Annotated in this window: 13 protein-coding genes; 7 read left to right on the forward strand and 6 right to left on the reverse strand. The window is 58.9% G+C overall.

The window, feature by feature from the left end:
- Positions 1-7: 7 nt before the first annotated feature.
- On the reverse strand, positions 8-1,171 hold the full coding sequence (locus SM764_RS18015) for an amidohydrolase (protein ID WP_369002407.1): 1,164 nt from the start codon (positions 1,169-1,171) through the stop codon (positions 8-10).
- On the reverse strand, positions 1,168-2,121 hold the full coding sequence (lipA, locus tag SM764_RS18020) for a lipoyl synthase (RefSeq protein WP_274832208.1): 954 nt from the start codon (positions 2,119-2,121) through the stop codon (positions 1,168-1,170). The genes SM764_RS18015 and lipA overlap by 4 nt, the downstream gene beginning before the upstream one ends.
- 260 nt (positions 2,122-2,381) lie before the next feature.
- Here lipA and SM764_RS18025 point away from each other — a divergent pair, with 260 nt between their 5' ends.
- Entirely contained in the window at positions 2,382-2,930 is a 549-nt protein-coding gene (locus tag SM764_RS18025) for a peroxiredoxin (RefSeq protein ID WP_065273451.1), read from the forward strand.
- 3 nt (positions 2,931-2,933) lie between these two features.
- Here the strand turns inward: SM764_RS18025 and SM764_RS18030 are convergent, their stop codons facing one another.
- Together SM764_RS18030 and SM764_RS18035 are read right to left on the reverse strand one after the other, a co-directional pair.
- The gene (locus SM764_RS18030; protein WP_369002408.1) at positions 2,934-3,902 is read right to left on the reverse strand and encodes a LysR substrate-binding domain-containing protein; all 969 of its coding nucleotides are present in this window, start codon (positions 3,900-3,902) and stop codon (positions 2,934-2,936) included.
- Positions 3,903-3,946: 44 nt separating this feature from the next.
- A complete protein-coding gene (locus SM764_RS18035; protein WP_369002410.1) occupies positions 3,947-5,005 on the reverse strand; it encodes a DUF6456 domain-containing protein in 1,059 nt (352 codons plus the stop codon).
- 240 nt (positions 5,006-5,245) lie between these two features.
- On the opposite strand from SM764_RS18035, the gene SM764_RS18040 reads away from it, so the two are divergent.
- Positions 5,246-5,536: a DUF6477 family protein gene (locus SM764_RS18040; RefSeq protein WP_369002411.1), complete on the forward strand. Its 291-nt coding sequence runs from the start codon at positions 5,246-5,248 to the stop codon at positions 5,534-5,536.
- A gap of 105 nt (positions 5,537-5,641) precedes the next feature.
- Here SM764_RS18040 and SM764_RS18045 read toward each other — a convergent pair whose 3' ends face one another.
- Entirely contained in the window at positions 5,642-7,186 is a 1,545-nt protein-coding gene (locus SM764_RS18045) for a trimethylamine methyltransferase family protein (RefSeq protein WP_369002412.1), read from the reverse strand.
- A gap of 288 nt (positions 7,187-7,474) precedes the next feature.
- Between SM764_RS18045 and guaA the strand changes: the two genes are divergently transcribed.
- The 3 genes from guaA to SM764_RS18060 all read left to right on the forward strand — a co-directional run bounded on the left by guaA (position 7,475) and on the right by SM764_RS18060 (position 10,978).
- Entirely contained in the window at positions 7,475-9,043 is a 1,569-nt protein-coding gene (gene guaA, locus SM764_RS18050) for a glutamine-hydrolyzing GMP synthase (RefSeq protein WP_368997010.1), read from the forward strand.
- A 539-nt stretch (positions 9,044-9,582) separates the two neighbouring features.
- Positions 9,583-10,134 carry a dTDP-4-dehydrorhamnose 3,5-epimerase family protein gene (locus tag SM764_RS18055; protein WP_369002413.1) on the forward strand — a complete coding sequence of 184 codons (552 nt, stop codon included), beginning with the start codon at positions 9,583-9,585 and terminating at the stop codon, positions 10,132-10,134.
- 439 nt (positions 10,135-10,573) lie between these two features.
- Positions 10,574-10,978 carry a hypothetical protein gene (locus SM764_RS18060; RefSeq protein WP_369002414.1) on the forward strand — a complete coding sequence of 135 codons (405 nt, stop codon included), beginning with the start codon at positions 10,574-10,576 and terminating at the stop codon, positions 10,976-10,978.
- 261 nt (positions 10,979-11,239) lie between these two features.
- Here SM764_RS18060 and SM764_RS18065 read toward each other — a convergent pair whose 3' ends face one another.
- On the reverse strand, positions 11,240-12,355 hold the full coding sequence (locus SM764_RS18065) for an IS110 family RNA-guided transposase (protein WP_369002415.1): 1,116 nt from the start codon (positions 12,353-12,355) through the stop codon (positions 11,240-11,242).
- 379 nt (positions 12,356-12,734) lie between these two features.
- On the opposite strand from SM764_RS18065, the gene SM764_RS18070 reads away from it, so the two are divergent.
- Both SM764_RS18070 and SM764_RS18075 read left to right on the forward strand, forming a co-directional pair.
- Positions 12,735-13,550 (forward strand): hypothetical protein, encoded by an 816-nt coding sequence (locus tag SM764_RS18070; protein ID WP_369002416.1) that lies wholly within the window; start codon positions 12,735-12,737, stop codon positions 13,548-13,550.
- A 54-nt stretch (positions 13,551-13,604) separates the two neighbouring features.
- On the forward strand, positions 13,605-14,501 hold the full coding sequence (locus SM764_RS18075; protein ID WP_274832200.1) for a DMT family transporter: 897 nt from the start codon (positions 13,605-13,607) through the stop codon (positions 14,499-14,501).
- Positions 14,502-14,522: the final 21 nt, after the last annotated feature.

Raw genomic sequence — 14,522 nt, forward strand, 5'->3', positions numbered from 1 at the left:
ACCTCGTTCAGTGGTTGCCACCTGGCGCCCGGTTCAGAACAGCGTCGATTGCAGCGGCAAAGACCGCAGACCCAACGGGGATAAGCTCATCCGGGAAATCATAATCCGGGTTGTGAAGCTGCGGCATGGTCTCGCCTGCGCCGAGCCAGAACATAGCGGATTTGGCTACTTTGGAGAATTGACCAAAATCCTCTGACCACGGCTGTGGCACCTGCCACAACTGCGCTGGGTAACCCGCTGTTTCTGCGCCAAAAGACAAGATCTCGGTTGCCTCAGGGTGGTTGACGCACGCATCAAAGACATCGTCATAGGAAACGGTGTATTCTAGCCCCTCTTCCGCGCAAACCTCTGCAAGAACCGCGCTGGCCTCCTCCGTCAACTGCTCCATCCGCGAATCGGTCACGGTCCGCAGGGTGACCCAGATTTCCGCCTCTCCCGGCGCGATGCCGAATGTCGGCTCCCCCAGCCAGGCGTGGGTCAGGGTTACGCGGGCGAAATTGGCGGACATCTCTCCGCCCGGCCCCAGTGCCACCAGTCCCGGCATCAGCTTGGTCAACGCCCCGGCTGGGGATACCCCGTCCTGCGGCGCCGCTGCATGGGAGGTCTTGCCCATGAGCCGGATCCGCATGCCGCGCGACGCGCAATTTGCGGGTCCTTGACACAGGGCCACCGCACCGGCGGCGAGACCCGGATAGTTGTGAAGTGCAAAGGCATAGTCCGGTTGGATGCGTTCAAATTGCGGATCTGCAATAACAGCCGCAGCGCCCTTACCGGTTTCCTCGGCGGGTTGGAACAGCAGCACCACCCGGCCCGTTTGCGGACGGGTGCGCGCCAGATCCTCCGCCAGGGCGGCAACCATCACCATATGGCCGTCATGACCGCACAGATGCCCGCGCCCCGCATGACCCGACCGGTAGTCGGCATCAGAGACTTCCTCGATCGGCAACCCATCCAGTTCACAACGGATCAGCACCGTCGGACCCTCGGCAGCGCCACGATAGACGGCCGCAACGCCGTGTCCGCCCAGCCCGGTCAACAATTCATCCGGAGCGTGTTGGCGCAAATACTCCGCGACCACATCGGCGGTTTTTTCTTCATTGCCAGAAACTTCCGGGATTGTGTGCAGGCTGTGGCGCAGCGCGGTCAGCTGCGCCAGACGCTCAGGCGTCATGCCCGCCCCAGCCTTGCATTCCGGGCCTCGCGCAGCCGGGCAAAGTCATCCCCTGCGTGATAGGACGACCGGGTCAACGGCGTGGCCGAGACCATCAGGAAGCCCTTGCCATAGGCCGCCTTTTCATAAGAGGCGAATTCCTCGGGCGTCACAAAACGATCCACTGCGTGGTGTTTTGGGGTCGGCTGCAGATACTGGCCGATGGTCAGGAAATCGATATCCGCAGCGCGCATATCGTCCATCACCTGCTTCACCGCCTGCGCGTCCTCGCCCAGCCCCACCATGATGCCCGATTTGGTGAACATCGACGGATCCAGCTCCTTCACCCGCTGCAAAAGGCGCAGCGAATGGAAATACCGCGCGCCCGGACGTACCTCGGGGTACAGACCCGGCACCGTTTCCAGATTGTGGTTGAACACATCCGGACGAGCCTCGACCACGGTTTCCAGCACTTCAGGCGCACATTTGATGAAATCCGGGGTCAGGATCTCGATCGTGGTCTTCGGGCTCCGGTGGCGGACGGCCCGGATCGTCTGAGCGAAATGCTCGGCGCCGCCGTCCTCAATATCGTCGCGGTCAACGGATGTGATCACAACGTGGTTGAGACCCAGTTTTTCCACCGCATGGGCGACCCGGCCCGGCTCAAAGGCGTCCAGTTCCTCGGGCGGCTTGCCGGTGGCAATGTTGCAGAAGGTGCAGGCCCGGGTGCAGACCTCGCCCATGATCATCATGGTGGCGTGGCCCTGGCTCCAGCATTCGCCCACATTGGGGCAGCCGGCCTCTTCACAGACGGTCACAAGATTGTTTTCCCGCATGATCTTGTGGGTGTCGGCATAGCCTTTTCCACCGGGCGCCTTCACGCGAATCCAGCTGGGTTTCTTCGGCTGTTCGTTATCGGGGCGGTGCGCCTTTTCCGGGTGGCGCTGCGCGGGGATTTTCAGGTCTCTCACGGGTTTTTCCCTTGCGGCAACTGTTCATCCGCTGATGTATCACAGCCGCAGAGCAATGACACGGCCATTTCTGCAACCCTGGTTTCACCCTTTCGCAACCGCCGCCGAACCGCGCCTTCAGCGGCATCGTGCCAGTCTTGTGATCATCCATCTCTGCAATGCGGCGCTGAACATTGCTTGTGCAGCATTCCCCATTGCAGCGTTTGCGCAAGTTTATTAAGCCAGCGCCCAGAACCGATTTTCACCATATGGAGACCGACATGAAAGCTGGCGTCAAACTGCCCGAGGTAACCTTCCACACCCGCGTTCGCGACGAAGCGATCGAAGGCCCGAACCCGTTCCGCTGGGAAGACAAAACCACCGCCGACTATTTCGCGGGCAAGCGCGTTGTGCTGTTCTCGCTGCCGGGCGCCTTCACCCCGACATGCTCCACCTACCAGCTGCCCGGTTTCGAAAACGGCTTTGCCGATTTCAAAGCCGAAGGTATCGATGCGATCTACTGCATGTCGGTCAACGACAGCTTTGTGATGAACAAATGGGCTGAATCGCAGAACCTTGAAAACGTTCAGGTTATCCCGGACGGTTCCGGCGAGTTCACCCGCAAGATGGGCATGCTGGTGGCCAAGGACAACCTCGGCTTTGGCGCGCGCAGCTGGCGTTATGCCGCCATCGTCAAGGACGGTGTCGTCGAAGCCTGGTTCGAAGAGCCCGGCCTGTCGGACAACCACGCCGAAGATCCCTATGGCGTCTCCTCGCCCGAAACCGTGCTGAACTACCTGAAAACCGCCAAGGCGGAAGTTGCAGCCTGATCTTCAGGTCTCATGATCTTCAGCGGGCGCGCCCGGCGCGTGCCCGCTGTCCTGCCTGCACTGGCTGACGATCCCTTCCCCCACCGATCTGACGACCTCGGCCAGTTGTTCGAACCAGCCTTCGCCGTCGGTTGAATCGCGTCGCACCAGTCCGATACGCCTATAGGGCTGCGGCTCGGGGAACCTCTGTACGCGCAATCCTTCTGCACCGCCGCATTCTGCCTGCGCGGCAATTTCCGGCATCAGCGTCAGGCCGAATCCTGCCGCAACCAGTCGTGACAGGGTGGCCAGCGATCCCGCCCCCATATTGATTTCCGGCGCGGTACGTTGCATCCCGCAGATATCAAGCGCCTGATCGGTCAGGCAATGGCCATCCTCTAGCAGCATCAGCTGCTCCGATCGCAGATCCTGCGGGCGAATGCCGGGACCATGGGCATTGATCTGCTCCAGACGGTTGCAGGAGCCCGCCAGCAGGAACCGGTCGCGAAACAATTCAACCTCGACCAGACCATTACCGCCACTGGGCAAGGCCAGCACCGCTGCATCCAGCTCCCCGGCCTGTAACAGTGCCAGCAGCCGCTCTGTCGTGGCCTCGCGCACTTGAATCGCCAACTGCAAATCAACCGCGCGCAGCTGCGCCAGCGTTCCGGGTAGTAGATAGGGCGCAACGGTGGGAATCACGCCAAGGACAAGACTACGTCGTCCGCTGCTTTGTTCCCGGGCCGTGCGTGCCAGGGTCTCGGCCGCCTGAAGCACCGCGTCGGCCTGCGCCAGAACCTGTCGCCCCAGCGGGGTCAGAACCACATCGCGGGCCCGGCGTTCCACCAGCGGGCCACCCATCACGTCCTCAAGCGCGCGGATCTGAACCGACAGCGCCGGTTGGGAGACATGGCAGGCCTCGGCCGCACGGCCAAAGTTCCTGTGGGCGCATAGCGCCTGAAAATAGGTCAGTTGTCGCAGTGTAAAGTTCATAGCCTCTATTTATCCCGGCCAATCAAAACCACAAGCCATAGTTATCAGCCGATCAGTCTTTCCTGCTCTCCCTCCTGTCCGCAGGATTCGTAGTGGGATTGCAGCTGCTGCAGGGCGATGCGCAGCACGATCTTTCCAGATCGCGCCGACCAGCCAAGCTGCCGCTCTGCCGCCTCAAGCCCTTCAAGGTAGCAACAACAGCGCAGGGCGATATCGCTGAGCCCGGCGCCAAGGGCCGCCAGTGCCCGCCGCGCCCGGTCCCGGGCCGCCCGGGCTGTTGCGCTTGGCATCGGGGTTGGTTCAGGTCTGGCACAGGACTCACCGCCGAAATAAGCCGCCTCCTGCATCAGGTGATTGCCGATCTGGGCCACTTCGAAATCCTCGCGCAGACGTTTGCCGACCTGAACCAGGTCGGGCGGCAGGAAGGGCTCGCCATTCTTGTCGATAAGCCGCGCCAACATATCCATCGGTGTCTCCCCGCCGCCATAACGCGTGCGCCTGGGGCGTGGCGATTGTCCTTTGTGGCCGCTGGGCCCCCCGGCAAGGGCCGCGATTCCGTTTTCGGCACGGTTGCGTGCCTTGTTCTCACGCTCGGCGACCAGCCGGGTCAGAAGGTTACGACCATTACTGGTGATCTGGTAGCGGCTGAGCCGTCCGGACCGGGTGCAATCAATCCAGGTCAAAAGCGCCATCGCCCCGGCCAGCCCGCGGCTCACCGACAGCTTCGCCTCGACCGGATCGCCCTGCCGGACCACCACAGCGGTTTCCATACCCTCGGCCACCGCCAGAACAGCGCCGGGTTGCGCAAGACGCGTGAGGATTTCAACAGAACGGGATTCAAGCAGGGCAGTTTGCGAAGGCGGCAGCGCCCCGCTTTCCTCAGCCCCAGAATGGCAACACGACAGCGCAGTCAGAATGCTATCAATCAACGGGTCGTCGCGCCGGGTCTCTATCCGGCGCACCTGCCGCAGCACCGTAGACGGATGACAGCCCGCCTGACGGGCCAGTTGCCGGATCGATTGCCCTGTTTCCGTATGCTGCAGATACCTTTGCGCATCCTCGGGAAGCCAGTCCGGCAGCTTCGAAACAGATAGTGTACCCATGATATCAGATCCCCGACTGTTGTTCAGGGAATAATCCACGGGGCACCCCCATGGTTACCCACAAGGGGATCGCGTCCTACTCACCTGTTTTTAAACAAAACTTCGCGTCCGACCATCATTCATTTCAAATTTATATCAATCAACCGACAATACAGCGCACGCTAGTATGCCCTGCGCCGCAACACCCGCTGTAGTTGTGTTATGACATCGCCGCCCGTCGTCACAGAAAGGACCCGCGCGATGCAAGATGCTCTTAGCCGCCTAGCGGCGTTGCACCGACCCCGCCTTCTTGTCCGCACCGCCAGAATTGGCGCCAGCAGCTACCTGCGGGAGAAGAGCTTGAACCGATTGCTGGGATATGGCGCCCGGCCCAGCCCGTCGGCAGCGATCCTGAAATTGTTGGACATGGAGTATGAGCTCAACGCATGCCGCCAGCTGCGCGATACGGGGTATGACCTGCGCCGCCATATCGAGGTGCTGATCGCGCTGATGGGAGAGGCAAATCTCCTGCGGAGCAGTAAGGAAACATGATCCTCTCGGGGCGTTTCTCATTCGACAGAACAGAAAAAGGCGGCAGCCGCATGGCCACCGCCTTAGTGGACCGCCCATGCCGGACAGCCCACAGCTTTCCGAGGCTTACAGGAAGGAATCCGGCATGGATGCCTTTTTCTCGGCCACGTAGGCTTCCAATGCATCCTTGATCGCCGGGTCCAGCGCAGGCGGCTGATAGGTCGCCAGCAGGTGATCAACCCGCGCAGAGGCAAGCGCATAGGTGTCGCGTGCGCCTTCCTCTTCCCAGGTTTCAAAGGGCTTGTAATCCAGCAGATCGGATTTCCAGAACGCCGTTTTAAAGTTCGCCTGCGTATGGGCGCAGCCCAGATAATGGCCGCCGGGACCTACTTCGCGGATGGCATCCATCGCCTGATCGTCTTCGCTGACGGTGACGCCCTTGGCCAACCCATGCAGCACGCCCAGCTGATCCGCATCCATCACGAATTTTTCGAAATCGGCCACCAGTCCGCCTTCGAGCCAGCCACAGGAGTGCAGCATGAAGTTGACGCCAGACATCAGCCCCATGTTGAGCGAGTTTGCCGTTTCATAGGCGGCTTGCGCATCGGGCAGTTTCGAGCCGCAGAACGACCCGGCCGAACGGAACGGCAGCCCCAGGCGCCGCGCCAGCTGGCCGGCACCATAGGTCACCAGCGAGGCTTCGGGCGTGCCAAAGGTCGGTGCGCCGGAGTTCATATCGATGGAAGAAACGAAGGCGCCGAAAATGACCGGAGCGCCAGGACGGATCAGCTGGCTATAGGCCACACCGGCCAGAACCTCGGCCAGAACCTGCGTCAGCGTGCCCGCCACCGACACCGGCGCCATGGCGCCACCAACGATAAAGGGCGAAATGATGCAGGCCTGGTTGTTCTTGGCATAGACTTCCAGCGCGCCCATCATCACATCGTCGAATGTCATCGGCGAGTTGATGTTGATGAGCGAGGTCATCACGGTGTTGTCCTGTACGAACTCCTCGCCGAACAAGACGCCGCACATATCAACCGAATCCTGCGCGCGGCTCGGCTCGGTGACCGATCCCATGAAGGGTTTGTCGCTAAGCGTCATATGCGCCAGCAGCATGTCGAGGTGCCGCTTGTTGACAGGCACGTCGGTGGGCTCACACACGGTGCCACCGGAATGGTGCAACCATTTGGACATATAGCCCAACTTCACGAACTTCTGGAAATCCTCCAGCGTCGCATAACGACGGCCACCTTTGGCATCGCGCACGAAGGGCGGGCCATAGATCGGCGCCAGCACCAGATTCTTGCCGCCGATTTCGACGCTTTTCTCCGGGTTGCGCGCGTGCTGGGTGAAGGTGCTCGGCGCCGTTTCACACAGTTTGCGGGCCAGACCACGGGGAATGCGGACCCGCTCGCCCTGAACATCCGCACCAGCGGCCTTCCAGCGCTCCAGTGCTGCAGGATTATCGACGAAGTTGACGCCGACCTCTTCGAGAATGGTCTCGGCGTTGGTCTCGATAATCTCTATGGCTTCCTCAGTCAGAAGTTCAAAGTTCGGAATGTTCCGCTCAATGTACTTGGCGGTTTCGATCTTGATGCTCGAACGTTCGGCGCGACGGGCGGCGCCTCCGCCCCCCCGGCTGCGCCGGCGCGGTGCTGCTTCAGTCATTGTTTTTCCTCACCAAAGCCGTGTCATTGACCTCGTGTCTACGCCCTTGCCCCGGCGCGGCGCCGAAGGATAACGGCCAATCAGGTTGAAAACCGACATATTCGCGGCAAAATTTCTGGGCACTTCTGTACAGTATTGCGCCGTCTGCGATGACGATGTCGTTCAGCTGGGCCTTGCATCTCTGATTAGGCATCAAAGCCGCACCTTAGGGGCGCAAATCCTTGCAGAGACAGGTTTCAGGCCATCTGCCCTCTTGCCAGCCGCCCTGTCTGCCCCTATGAGCCAGACATGAGCCAGACATCCCATGACCGCCTCCTGATTATCGACTTTGGCAGCCAGGTCACGCAGCTTATTGCGCGTCGCCTGCGCGAGCTGAATGTCTATTGCGAAATCCACCCCTATCAGAATGTCACGATGGACTTTGTGCGCGAAATGGCGCCCAAGGCCGTGATCTTCTCCGGGGGTCCGGACAGTGTGACCCGCGAGGGATCCCCCCGCGTGCCGCAAGAGATTTTTGACTATGGCGTGCCGATCCTTGGCATCTGCTACGGCCAGCAGGTGATGATGCACCAGTTGGGCGGCAAGGTGCTGTCGGGCCACGGCACCGCCGAATTCGGCCGAGCCTATGTGACCCCGACCGTCGACTCCCTGCCGCTGCTGAACGGATGGTTCCAGGACGACAGCGACCGCGAGCAGGTCTGGATGTCTCACGGCGACCACGTCAGCGAAATCGCACCGGGTTTCAAGGTCTACGGAACATCGCCCAACGCCCCCTTTGCGATCACCGCAGATGTGAGCCGCAATTTCTACGCGGTGCAATTCCACCCCGAAGTGCACCACACGCCGAACGGCGCCAAACTCTATGAGAACTTCGTCAAGCTGGCCGGGTTCAGCGGCGACTGGACCATGGGCGCATACCGCGAACAGGCAATCCAGGCGATCCGCGATCAGGTCGGCGACAAGCAGGTGATCTGTGGTCTGTCCGGCGGCGTCGACAGCTCGGTTGCGGCCGTGCTGATCCACGAGGCGATCGGCGATCAGCTGACCTGCGTCTTTGTTGACCACGGTCTACTGCGCAAAGGTGAGGCCGAAGAGGTCGTCACCATGTTCCGCGACAATTACAACATGCGCCTGATCCACGCGGACGAGCAGGACCTGTTTCTGGGGGAACTGGAAGGCCAGTCCGACCCGGAAACCAAGCGCAAGATCATCGGCAAGCTGTTCATCGACGTGTTCCAGAAACACGCCGACACCATCGAAGGCGCCGAATTCCTCGCTCAGGGTACGCTCTACCCTGATGTAATTGAGTCCGTGTCCTTCTCGGGCGGACCTTCGGTCACGATCAAATCCCACCACAACGTGGGCGGCCTGCCTGAGAAGATGGGTCTGAAACTGGTCGAACCCCTGCGCGAGTTGTTCAAGGACGAGGTCCGAGCGCTGGGCCGCGAGCTGGGCCTGCCGCAGAGCTTTATCGGTCGTCACCCCTTCCCCGGACCGGGTCTTGCCATCCGTTGCCCCGGCGAAATTACCCGCGAAAAGCTGGACATCCTGCGCGAGGCCGACGCGGTCTATATCGACCAGATCCGCAAGCATGGCCTTTACGACGAGATCTGGCAGGCATTTGTCGCGATTCTGCCGGTGCGTACCGTCGGCGTAATGGGAGATGGCCGCACCTATGACTATGCCTGCGCCCTGCGCGCTGTGACTTCGGTCGATGGTATGACTGCGGATTACTACCCCTTCACCCACGAGTTCCTCGGCGAGACGGCGACCCGAATTATCAACGAGGTCAAGGGCATCAACCGCTGTACCTATGACATCACCTCGAAGCCTCCGGGCACGATCGAGTGGGAGTGATCCCTCGCGTGTAAGTCGTTGATACTATAGATTGGCGACTTACACATTCTTCTTGGGCGCTCAGACCAAACATTGTTTTCCGAGGTTCATACCTCCGCCCCAGAGAGTGGCGAGTGCGGCGCGGATTTCGAGTGATGACGTCCCGCATCCCATTGTCTTGCGACGTCTTTTTGAAACGCGTGCCTCGGCTGGTACGGATGGCGTGCAACTCTGCCGTAACAGCTGGCCAATCAACGCCCCCCTCACCATCTCGGCAACGAAGCCCTGACCGCGCCAAACCATGCTGTGGTCTGCGCTCTCCCGTAGAAACAAATAGGCACTGCCCCAGCAGGCGCACGTACGGACTGTCTCTTCTGCACGGGAAAAACGTCAGCAATTTCGGTGACTAAAACCTCGTACATTTCCTGCACACACCGGCACTCGTTTCTTTCCCAGAAAAGAGAGAGTTCCGCGCAAACACCGCACCAAATCTTGACTACGCCCCACCCCCCGATTACAAAACCTATGGCATTATGAAAATTCGAAACGAGACAAAAACAATGGCTAATCAGTTCGAAAAAATCCCCACTACGCTGGATGATGTCTTTGTTCTAAAACGTTTCACACACGCCGACGAACGCGGGATATTTACCAAAACATATAATTCCAAGATGTTCGATGAGTTAAACCTAGGGGAATCCATTGAAATCCGAGAATCTCTATGCAGTATTTCGAAAAAGAACGTTATACGCGGAATGCATTACCAGACCGCCCCTTATGGCTGCGCAAAAATTGTAAGCGTTGTCAAAGGCGAGATTATTGACGTTATTGTTGGAGTGGGCGGAGCGTCAAACGAACGAAACAAAGGTAAATTTTTCTCCGTTAACCTATCCGACAGCAACCGGAAAAGCCTATTTATTCCGGATGGATACGCGCACGGATTTCTGGTTCTTAGCGAAGAGGCCGTAGTTGTTTATCATCAGACAAATCATTTTAACGCGGCTTCTGACACCGGAATTCATTTTGATTCATTTGGATTTCAATGGCCTGTACAAAGCCCTATTATCAGCGAAAAAGACGCAGCGCTTCCGGGGTTGAACGAGGTTCTTTGATGCATTCAAAGGATTATTCGACCTGAGACCTTATTGGATCAAAATATGGTTAAAAACGGAGCGTTGATAAATGCTCAAAAATACTTCAAACGGATCCTTAAACATCCGCCCCACACCGCATTATTTATTTAACAAGCGGCGACGGAATACATTTTAAATTCACTCCTGTACGCAACAGTGATGCGCTGAGGCAATGCAATCTAGCAATACGGTGTTGCCGATTTTCGATAGCTATCCCGTCCGCCTTGAGCACTTTAACGACCGGACAATTTGGCTCTGGCACTTACGAAGATTTCCGAACGGGTCCGAACGTCCTTTTTTTCAACTTAAGCATACATATTTTTAACACATCCTTCCTAGCTTGCTTGGCGTTGCTCCAGTACGCAAAGGCTGACCCGTGATCATTTGCCACCCTCTCAGGCTCATTTTCATCAAGACGATGAAGGTCGGTGGAACGTCGTTCGAGATCGCCCTGTCGAGCCTGTGCGATGGCGACAGCGTCATCACCCCCATTGCTCTGGATGATGAGGCTTTGCGCCGCAGGCTGGGGATTCCCGGCCCGCAGAATTATATCGCTCCGGTCTGGCGCAACGCTGATGGCGAAGAATACTGGAGAAGTTCAGGAGATTTCGTCAACCACATCCCGGCCACAAGGGCTAAGGCCCTTACTCCACCCGACGTCTGGGACGGATATCGTAAGATTACCATCTGGCGTAATCCCTTCGATGTGGCCATTTCGCGCTATTTCTGGGTGGGCGGCACCGCAACCGGGATGCATTTTGATGAGTTTATCGACCGTCACCGGAGCTTCCTGCACGACAATGCCCGGATTGCACCGCTCTGATGTCTTTTTTCAAGGATTTTATCAGCGCTTTGGGGACGCCAGAGCGTTTTTTGCATTGTGGGCTCCCAAAGGAGGGCGCGAGATCTGAAGACGTCGGTGAACAAGCTCTGATGCGCGGATTGGATACCGCATGACCGAATGTGCGTCTCGGGGCTATTCCTATCTTACAACGGGCGTCAACTTGTGTTGGCCTCAAAGCGAGTGCCGGATATTCCCCTGCCGTTGACCTCGCGCCCGCCATTGGGCGCATGTAGCCCGCACCTAACAGGCAGGCATGGTGCGGCGTGCGATGTCCCACATGAAGGCAGCCATTTCCCTTGCGATAGCTGTGGTTACGACTGTCGACTTCTTGCCCCGTTGGCTGAGTTTGCGATACCGCGCTGTCAGCCGAGATTGTGCTTTCCAGGCAATATCCTGAACCTCGGCCGATTGTTCTTGGAGGATGTAGAGCTTCCTCGCTCCCGGACGTGCTGGTAGCCGATAGGTCCAAGCCCCCTCCACCAACTTGTGTCGCACGCGGGAGTTGCCCGCCCTTGTAATCCCGCCGCGTTTGGTCGTCTTGCCCGTCGAGTGCTCGCTTGGAACGAGACCCAGATAGGCCATGAGTTTTACCGGCGTTTCGAACCGACGCACGTCCCCGATCTCAGCCATGAACGTGACGGCACTTATCAACGCTACGCCCCGCAAGGCTTGGAGCGCATTCACGGCGGGGGCGAGATCCCATTCCGGCACGAGGGCTTCGATATGTCCGGTCAGCCGGTCCAAGCGTTCACTGGCGTTACGCTCAGCCTGCAGCATCTCCTGAAGGGCGATTTGATGCGCTTGATGATCAAAGCTCTGGCTTTGCAGCCATTGACGATATCGCATCGTCCATGGCTTAGTCCGGTGATAGATCCGCCCGTGGCGCAGCATGAACGCTGAAACGAGCTGGCGTTTGTGCCTCTGGTCCTCGGCCGCGCTTTCCCGGGCACGAACCAGGTCGCGCATCGCCTCATGCGTTTCATCAGGAACCCAGATTGGCGTCAGTTCGCCGGCACGTAACAGCCGGGCCAGTCGAATGGCATCCAGCCGGTCTGTCTTCACGCGCTCACCGGCACGCACCGGAATCAGCGAGGGCGCGACAACACAGCATTCGAAACCAAACGCGCGCACCTGTCGACAAAGGCCATACCCCGTGGGCCCCGCTTCATAGCAGACCGAGACGGGTGCCCCACGCCCGGAAAGTTTTTTGAGCAGTCGATTGACGCTGGCAGGGGCGTTCTCAAAGGTGCCCAGGCTGAGAACCTCGTCACGCACCCCACCGCTGGCAATTGCAACTGCCAGCTTGTCTTTCGAAACGTCTATCCCAACATGAATTGTCGGTTGTTCTTCCTTCATGCCTTCCTCCATCGCAAGTCGGCGGCACTTGCCGCCATGCGATCAGAATACAGGTTGATCCGTCATGCGTGCGCCGCTGAAAAAAGACATGCGGTCTTACAGGAGTAGCCGCTCTCGACAGCTATCTGCGGTATGAATGCCTTGCGGATGACATGGAGTCGCTTCAGGTGCCCGGCCTGAAAGAGCTGTTCCAGGCGTTGAACGCAAAGAGCAATATCCGCCCCAAATGGGGCACATCTGTCGCGGAAACATATTCCATGTTCCCTGCCGCGGCAGAGATCATCGCAGAGGAGTGCAAGGAAGAAATCGCCTTTTTTGGCTATCAGAATCCACTGTCACATGCGCCCCCCCCAAGCAGCACAAACAAAGGACAAAATCCATGTCTGAGCTCATATTCTCCCTCGCAGCAGGCCGGTCTGGCAGCGCCTGGCTTGCCAAGTTTTTGGAAGCGAACCTAGGCTTTCCAACCGTGCACGAACCGTTCGGCATTGACGATTTTGGCAATACCATGCCGGATATTCGCACCATGCGCTCCTTCAATATGCGCGGGATGGATGACGTGGTCCGCGGGTTCTGGGGCCGAAAGATGGCCAGCCTGCCAAAAGATAAGCCCTATGCGGAAACCAACCACACGCTCGGCAAATGTGGTCTGATCGAAACTTTGATCGATCATCCGCGCTGCGACGATACGACAGTCATCATCCTGCGTCGGAACCTAGCCAAACAATGCGCCAGCTACATCCAGCGCAATGATTGCGGGAACATGACGCTATTGTGGCAATGGTACCTGGCCCCCAATTATCGCAATGTCATCCTGAAACCCGAGTCCTTCCTGAAAATGGGCGTCGTCGGGACCGCGCTTTGGTACACGCTCGAAATGGAATGCCGTCAGCATTATTATGAACAAGTATACGGCGACCGCGTCAGATTTGTGCATGCTCAGCTGGAAGACGTCATCACGCCTGCGGGCGCCCGCAAGCTGCTTGCGGATCTTGGCCGAGACCAGGCCGCAACGCTTCCTCCAAAGGCCAATGCGAATGTGGCGCCTCCTGACGTTGGGCTGATCGATGAGATCGACACTTTTCTGTCGAAAACCGGTTTCGACGCCCAAGCGCTGGTGGCCCAGTACCTGGATGCGGGGTTTAGCCTGGATCAGTCACACAAGAAACAGCCACAGGTCGCTGCCTCCTCTTGACCCTTCCAGGCATTTGGGCCTTCTTGCTGCCCAAGCCATGCGGGGGACGACACAATGCAAGAGCAGCCAATACAGATCGCCAAGGCGGCACTGTGGATGACCGGCTCGATCGTCTCGTTCTCCTCCATGGCCATCGCGGGGCGCGAGGCGGGGCTGACGCTCGATACCTTTGAGATCATGGCCTACCGCAGCGTGGTGGGCGTGATCGTGGTGGTGGCGATCCTGACACTGACCGGCAAATGGCATCAGGTCAGCCGCGAGCGCATGGGGCTGCACCTGGTGCGCAATCTGGCGCATTTTACCGGCCAGAACCTATGGTTCTTCGCCGTAACGGTCATTCCGCTGGCTCAGGTCTTCTCCCTTGAATTCACCTCCCCCATCTGGGTGATCATCCTGTCGCCCCTGATGCTAGGCGAGCGCATGACGCGTGTGCGGGCGGGCGCGGCAATGCTGGGCTTCATCGGCATTCTGATCGTCGCGCGCCCCTCGCCGGAAACGATAAACGCCGGTGTTCTGGCGGCGGCTGGCTGCGCGATTTTCTTTGCCCTGACGGCGATTTTCACCAAGCGCCTGACCCGCCACGAAAGCATCGCCTCTATCCTGTTCTGGCTCACCTCCATGCAACTGGTGTTCGGCTTTGCCATGGCAGGCTGGGATGGCGATGTAGCGGTGCCGGATGCTGCCACCCTGCCCTGGCTGGTACTGATTGGCCTTGCTGGCCTTACCGCGCATTTCTGCCTGACCAACGCCCTGTCGCTGGCCCCGGCCACCGTGGTGATGCCGATCGATTTCACCCGTCTGCCCGCCATCGCGATTCTGGCGATGATCCTTTACGGCGAAGAGGTGGTGATCTGGACCCTGCTCGGCGCTGTGGTGATTTTCGCTGCGAACTACATCAACATTCTGGATGCGTCCGGCAGGCTGCGCCCGCGCGGTGCGCGCATCGGCTAGGGCTTTCTGCCCAAACGGCAG

The sequence above is a fragment of the Pseudophaeobacter sp. 1A16562 genome (genome assembly GCF_041008785.1).
In the GTDB taxonomy this organism is placed as follows: Bacteria; Pseudomonadota; Alphaproteobacteria; order Rhodobacterales; family Rhodobacteraceae; genus Phycobacter; species Phycobacter gallaeciensis_A.